Annotated in this window: 6 protein-coding genes; all 6 read right to left on the bottom strand. The window is 39.3% G+C overall.

The window, feature by feature from the left end:
* The coding region (locus A3750_RS24570) for a metallophosphoesterase (RefSeq protein WP_197475298.1) at positions 1–2,416 on the bottom strand (2,416 nt) is incomplete at its 3' end.
* Between the two features lie 499 nt (positions 2,417–2,915).
* A complete protein-coding gene (locus A3750_RS24565; RefSeq protein ID WP_068548714.1) occupies positions 2,916–3,431 on the bottom strand; it encodes a hypothetical protein in 516 nt (171 codons plus the stop codon).
* Positions 3,432–3,927: 496 nt separating this feature from the next.
* Positions 3,928–4,860, bottom strand: a complete 933-nt coding sequence (locus A3750_RS24560) for a hypothetical protein (RefSeq protein WP_156498923.1) — start codon at positions 4,858–4,860, stop codon at positions 3,928–3,930.
* A gap of 59 nt (positions 4,861–4,919) precedes the next feature.
* A complete protein-coding gene (locus A3750_RS24555; RefSeq protein ID WP_068549031.1) occupies positions 4,920–5,789 on the bottom strand; it encodes a hypothetical protein in 870 nt (289 codons plus the stop codon).
* A gap of 55 nt (positions 5,790–5,844) precedes the next feature.
* Positions 5,845–6,108: an AlpA family transcriptional regulator gene (locus A3750_RS24550; RefSeq protein ID WP_068549029.1), complete on the bottom strand. Its 264-nt coding sequence runs from the start codon at positions 6,106–6,108 to the stop codon at positions 5,845–5,847.
* 367 nt (positions 6,109–6,475) lie between these two features.
* Positions 6,476–7,475 (bottom strand): hypothetical protein (locus A3750_RS26640; RefSeq protein ID WP_197475297.1); only part of this gene is annotated, 1,000 nt, incomplete at its 5' end.

Here is a 7,475-nt window from a genome sequence, read left to right as displayed (position 1 = left end):
CAAAACGCTGCCTGTCAGCTTTGTACTCATTAATTTTATTTTCAAATTCATCTGTGGAAGAAGCCAGATCCAAGATTGAAGTGCTCTTAAGATCATTAAGATCAAGCGAATCAATATCTATTTTTTGTACTTCTTTTATAGATTCAGTTAGCTGCTCACGTACTCCATCAACCTTTTTCTCAAGAAACTCTAATACGTCGAAACTAGATGAGTTTTGTGAAGAGTAATACTCAACTACCTTCTCTAAATGTAGGTAATTGTCATTTGAAAACACGAGATCATGCAGCTCTTTATCGGTTTGAATGAAATAGGCTATGAAGTAGTGCAAGAAACATATATTAGAAAACTCTACAGTGTTGTTGCTTCTCTCGATTAATAACCCACTCTTAAACAACGGCTGCGTATAGTCTTCTACTTGATAGTTATTAAGGGTTTCTTTATCAAATTCGATTATTTGACCAAGAAAATCATTCTTATTCAGATAACCATTCTTTGACACTAACATTTTCGATGATAAATACCCCATTAAATGCTTCAGATCTTGATATTGGGGTTTATCGGGCGAAGCATCCGTTCCATGCTTGTCTAGTAGGATCTCAATATAGTTTTCAATTATGTCCGACTCACTCAGGATGCCTACTAACTCTTTCTTATTTTCATAAATCGCAAGCAAAATCGAATAAACAAAGTGGTTATGAGACAACTGGGAACTATCTACCACCCTAATGATGTGATGATAAATTTCATCTTCACTAACAGCTTTGGATAGCTCCGGTCTTGATGAAATAATCTTGCGAATATCATCCCTGACAATTGGAGATAAGTTTGCAGTATATATATCGCCTTCATAGGTATGAGATAAATTGGACAGTGTGTCCATACTGCAGGACTTGTTACAGCTTATTATGAACGTGTTATTTGAATTCTCCTTGATAAACTCATTAAGGAAAGAAATTGATTGTTCGTCACCTTTATCGTAGTTGTCGATGAGTATTTTTGCATTGCCATCTTTAAACGACTTTCGAACCTTTCCATCAAAAGAGGTCATGAGCTCGTGGCCCATATAGTCCGATATAAGCTCAATTAGAACTTGAGATTTTTTGGTAAATTTTACTCGACCTAAATTCAAGTAATAGACTATGTTCCTCAAATCGCTGCTAGCCTGCTTGGTTAATCCAAGGACCTGAATATATTTCAAAAGGAAACTCTTTCCGTTTTGATCTGATCCTGAAACTAGAACACACCCTTGTTTGTCGAGTAAATCAGAAAGGGAATTAACATCTCTGACATTAGCTTGGTCATTTGCAAGCCCAGACTTTTCAAATCTGGGTTCAATAAATATTGACTGTAAACTCTTTAACTCTGAACCTTCTTTTCCCGTATTAACTATATGGCCTAATTCAACCCTTTCCTTTAATTCTGACGAAAGTTGAGAGAACTTCTGAGCATCAAAAACCTGCGTTTTATCTATTGAAAAGTCACAGATTCCCCCTTCCCCTCTTTCTTCCCAAGGCTCATAGCAATCATTATCTTTTGAATACTTACGATAAATAGCTCTTCCGTAGGAAAAGTTATTCTTTGAGTGCAGCTGTATTACAGAGTAACCAGAACGATCATTCCTCAAATCAAGAGTACCAGCTTGAAGCCTAAGCGTTATATCTTGGGAAAAGTTAATTGTTACCGACTGTTCAAACTCATGCATATGGCCAAAAAATAACGCATGCACATTACGCTCTATTTCTCGTGACACCTTCAATTGTTCACTAGCTTTGATCCAATCAGTAGGATGATGGAACAACACAATATTCGTACTATTCTTGCCAAATTTCTTCAACGTAAATTCAAGCTGGTTGAGAATACTTAAGTTGCCTTTATCTTCATCTCCCTGTGCAAGCCAAGCAGAGTTAACGCTGAAAACATTCAAGTTCTTAGTAATTCTCCGTACATTCACTAAGTTCCCAAGATAAACAATATTTTCTACTTCTTCATAGATACTTGATTGAAAAGCAAGATAGTTTTCAGTTCGAACCCAGTCTTGCTTGCTCTCGTTAACCTCAATAGATAACTCTAACAACTCTACGTCATCGGCTTTGTTTCTATACCTTTCTTCGATTTTTCCAATTTTGTCTCTGGATACATCATGATTTCCAGGAACTATATACAGGTCATTAAAAGTAAGACTTAGGTTGGATAGTAAGGGCTCTATGAATTTCTGACGAACCTCAATAAGCTCGTCTTCTTTCCCAGAGAAACTCAAATCACCTGTAAAGAAAATAGTATCTATTGGTTCCTCAAAAGAAGAACTATTAAGATCACCCAATATAGAATCAAGCAACTTCTTGAGCTCAGTACTTTGAAAGCCTTTTGATTTGCTAGTTGATAAATGTAAGTCCGATATATGCAAAATATTTTTCATTATTCTTAATATTCTCTTGTGATCCGTCACTCAATTGCTTTCAGATTCAGCATTCTCAAGTTAAGGGTTAGTTTGGAAGTCCTACGCCACTATAGCAGCACAGATAAGGCTGAATAACCCATTTCTTTGGTAAAGGACCAAAGAAAACTAGTGGCTAGGAGTACAAAAGATAATTGGGGCGTATCTAGAATTTTAAAGTCCTAGAGATTTAGCAGACTCGAAGTACACAAAGTACATTTGATACATCTCAAATCTGTATTTATCGCTAAAAAGTTACTGCGATAATAATTTTTTGATGCTGCTTATGCGCGTATTTTGAACACCTAAAATCGGTTAATAACGCTAGTAGCATTCTGATCTAATATAGAGGTCATTCAAAAGGTCCTACCTGTTTCCCAAGATCATGGCGGAGTTTTGGTCAAAGGGCATTTTAGCTTATATAAAATGGGAACAGATCTACTCATTTACGCCGAGCTTTCGGCTTATTTAAGGCGAAAGCTCACAATAAAAAGCTGGATACGCCAGACGCACTTTTTCCTACCAAAAGTAGATCCGAATCCAACTGCTTAAAAAGATCTGTTAGTTCATGATCACTTTTTAGTTTCCTATCAGCCAGATCATTAAAAAGAGATCCATTTCGACTTACCAAAGAGATCCCCCCTCTTAGGATCAACATCGTTTTTTCAGATCTGTGCAAGCTTAGGTAGGATCTCATTTTTGTAGATCCAACTTTCACCTCCTGGTTGTCCGAATAGATGTAACCGTAGCCCTGTATTAGATCCTTTCCTACATTTTCTAGCTTTGCCGGAACAAAGACGTATAGTTCAGATCTAGATGTCGAAACATTCTTGATTGGCAATCGCTTAAGGTCATCCAACGAGTAGTTACCCAACAAACGAGATGAAAGTGATCTGTTGTATCGCAGATCTTTTATTTGATCCCAAGGCAGGATCATCACAATGGAGCTGTACTTGCCTTTCACCTCATCCGAGAATCTGTTTTTCAATTTCGACATCACGTTTACCTACTTCAATTAATTCGATTAACAGTTTAACGAGATGACTAGCTAAGTTTTCTGAATAGCCCCTATCAAGTGCTAAATGAACCAAAAGAGGTAAAAGCCTAGTGAAATAACCTTCTCATTCAAACGACAGGGCTGTTATCTGGTTATTTCATAGCCTGGGAATATCAACACACCAGTCTTATGAGAAAACTTGAGATAACGCTTTCTCACAACAATTCATTTCAAGCTAATTCGACATCCAGTCTTTCGACTTCGAATAATGTGATTCATAACTTTCCAAGATCTCGATTCGGTGCTGTAGATAAAGCAACTGAATCTCATGTTTCGACACTTTCGAGCTTTTCGGACTTCGAGAGTGAATGTTTTTTCGGAGATAAAGTCCGATTTAAATAAAATAAATCAGCAGGTTATTTTGAAGCGCGGGAGTTATTAGTAATTACCATAATAGTATGCGTACTAGTTTCACCCGCAGTTCAAAAACCGACCTTTAAATAATCTTGTCTGCGAAGGGTTCAAACACCTTCTGAATATCAACAGGTCTAAAATATTTTTCCCTTTCCGTTGCGTTGCAGGCGTCCCAAAGTATTTGCACACACCTAACTGGGTGGTCTGCGCCCCTGACTTCGACACTTTGTTTGCCCCTAATTATCTCTATCGTTTCAGCCGTACAATTGACCCTTTGGCCTTCGTGGCCAGGCAGAAAAATAAGCCTATCGTTAGGCGCTTTTTTATGAAGCCGAACCCTTCGTGCCCGCTCAGTTTTAAGAAATTGAGAGTTAGCAAAAACCCTCTCATCTTTCAGCATTTTGAACCGAACTTTTTTGTTGAAAATAGCCCAATAGTTTTCCTCACTAAGACCGTCATAATTTGGAAATAACCATTTTTCCACGAACGTTGATCCAGTAAGGACTATTTCAAAGTGAAAAGTCGGCTTATCGTTATGCCTGGACAACTTGTCAGCATAATGCTTGAAGTTGACACCACTATCTCGTGGATCAAAGTAAACCGTATTCCAATCTCTTCGACCGTTTACTCTAGGATGTACAGAAGCATCCAAGAGGTCTTGCTCTGTAGACCTTCTATGGTTAATACATGCATGTCGAAGCCAATTAAGCATCAACTGTAGTGCTGATTCCCTGTCTTTTAAGTACCAATCAAAAGCTATCTCGACCTTAGTAATTAGGCATTCACCTATGAGCCTCATTGAAGTAATCCATTCAGTAACCTGCTCATTTGGCTGATAAAGATGAAAGCCGTATTCCCACTCTGGCGCAAACCCCATGACCAATGAAGTATCGTCATCCGATATTGGTTCATAGGGTTGCAAACAATTTGTATTTAAGAAGTCGATACACTCAGCCGTTAGGTCTTCCTTGAATCGGATCTGAATATAATCTGGGTAAGGAAAAGCTTTCTGCAAAAAGCTGTGCTTACCCAGCCCCTTTTTAACCAGACTTTTCCTGTGCATAGAGATATCGCCTACGCCCGATGAGCTTTACAAATCGACTTGAGCGTAGGCAAAGCCTCATCAATACTAATTTTCTTGAACCTGCGGTTTTTGGAGACATTAGGAATGTTATCTATTACCGACTGAGCAACGACAACCGAATCACTACCCCCCAAACTAATAGAGCAGGTTTCTTCAATCAGCTTGGCGCGCTGCTCCGTCAGATTAACTTTCTCTCCAGTCAAGTCATCTGTAATTCTGCAATCAGACGATCTCCCCTTAGGACGCCCTAACCAAGCATTTGCCGCAAACTTTAGAGGCCCTAAATCCACAAAGCGCAGATGCTCGGCTAACATTCCCTTTATCACATCGCTTTTTAAGTCAACACACTTGGTTCCAAAGTATCGTTGGACTTTGGTAAAACCCTGAATCTTAAAACTTATAGAAAAGCTGTTTGCTTCCCGGTCAACTTCAACCGATGAACAAAAGTCTTGATTGGTATAGTCGAAATAAACCTTATCGGTATCACTACGAACCCGGCTGACGTCGGGATAAATCAGACCCTGCTGCCGTTTGCGCGGAACAGTTGTAATATGCGCTAAAGCTTCACGTAGAAGATCGTCCACTGAGATGCCTGATGGGTAGTTCCAACCGAAAGAAATAATGAAAGTTTCAGCCGTTCCCTTATCTTCATCTAACAACTCTCTTATTAAATCCAAATCGTTATGATCACAATCTTTTATTAAGATGCAATACGGGAACTTGCCTTTTACCTTTGAGGGTAATGAGTTTGTGCGCGGAGCCAGCTCCTCGTAGTCATAAAATCTTTGTACGGAACTCTTATCTGGAGACCATAAAATACAATCAATACTAACGTTGGCACTATCTATAATCACTGACATGTCTTCTTACCTCATACATCACAATTGAGAATGGAAAGCTAAACAACAAAGTCGTTTAGCTTTCAAACGAATAATGTGGTCGAGCTGCCACAAGCTTTTGAACAAGCTCTTTCAACTGAACCTCAGTAAAGCCTTCTATACTCGCGTTAATCACTTTCAAAACTTCGTACTCGATCCATCTGACGGACGTTGGACTTCCGAAAATCCTAACCGGCGGTGGAAAAACGCCAGCCCTTACACTACGATCAAGGGAGGTATCAGATTGTGCAGTCATGTCTAACACGTCACGCCTTTTTAGAAACTTGTTTTTAACCGCCATTCACACCTCCAAAAGCATTACCGATGTGCGTTTAATCCTTACTCACCCCCAATCTTTTTGCAAGATACAAACCGTTACAAACCTCTGTAACTCCTTGTTTTATATTATATATAACATAAAACGAAAAGCTGATTCCCGCTCTAAAAAACTATTAAAAACAACACAATCCATTTGTACGAATAACTCCAATTTTTACTTTCAGGCACTTTTCATCTTTACATTTTTATACAAACTATTTTTAACGATCCCTAGCTTTCGAGACAAAATAGCTACAACAAAATGGCCGTAAAGAATTGAAGCGATAAAAAAGAAGCCTGCATTTAGGCTTCTTTGGAAAAGTACACCAAGTACATCGACTACATGGGTATCATGTGACTCTCAACGTAACAGGGAATCCGTACCTGTTACGTGAGCCAACAACAATATTTATACCTACCTTTCGAAGAGCGGGAACACATCTGCGAAGCTCACGACCAAAAGCATGTGAAGTCTTGGGAAAGCTATTAATATCTTCGGCATAGTCTTCCAGCTTCTCTCTTAGTTCACCCACTAGACCCTCGAACGATTTCTCTTCTTCTACATACCTCTTCGCGGCAACGGCAACTGTAGACGACTCTAAAGTGCTATAGATTCCGTCAATTTGAACCATTCTGAAGTGTTCTAAGAATTTACCTGGTTTCTCCTCCAGTGCCCTGTAAACAGCCTCTCCGAAGCATCCAAGGTCAGCTAACCTCGGTAGCTCAGATGCATCAATTGAATCCTCAACTTCAGGTAGCAACTGCAGAGCCTCAGACATCAGCTTCAGCATATCGTGGAAGATATAGGCTTTTCGCTCATTGAAGTCAGCCATTAGTTTAGATTTACTTTTATAGGCCTCAATGCGCGACATTTGGATTAGCATTGTTCTGTCACGCAGATCTTCTCTATCTACGACAGAGTTAATCCCATTGATCACAATGGGTCTACGAACATTAGTTGCCGCTTCTTCACTGTTCGAGTACAGTTTTCTTTCTACGGTGCCACCACCGGTGATAACGGTGCAATAGTTGTCACTATCATTTTGGGTGATCGACGAAACGTTCTCGATGCTAATCAAATGAGAATTCGCAGCAGCTACAAAGAAGTTTCTTTCGCCGCTAGGTGGTCTTCCTAGGTTTGTGACCTTCGGGTCAGTCAGTTGCTTTATCAGGTCTTGTAGAAAACTTTTTGCACTGCCCTGCTCTCCCACAATCTCAAGCAAACAATATTCTGTATCTGCTTTCAAAACATCCAGAATGAATACTATGATCAAATCTCTGTATTTTTTATCGACGGGAGCATATTTCCATAGTTCATCAATGGAACCTCCCTCTTTTGGAACTGGCAAA

It is taken from the genome of Oleiphilus sp. HI0079, from assembly GCF_001635105.1.
The sequence above is the reverse complement of the archived record's forward strand: the minus strand, read 5'-3'. Positions and strand labels throughout refer to the sequence as shown.

What these genes read in the sequence shown, in the direction of transcription:
- A3750_RS24565 (WP_068548714.1), bottom strand. Translation starts at nt 3,431, where the DNA reads ATGTCGAAATTGAAAAACAGATTCTCGGATGAGGTGAAAGGCAAGTAC.
- A3750_RS24555 (WP_068549031.1), bottom strand. Translation starts at nt 5,789, where the DNA reads ATGTCAGTGATTATAGATAGTGCCAACGTTAGTATTGATTGTATTTTA.
- A3750_RS24550 (WP_068549029.1), bottom strand. Translation starts at nt 6,108, where the DNA reads ATGGCGGTTAAAAACAAGTTTCTAAAAAGGCGTGACGTGTTAGACATG.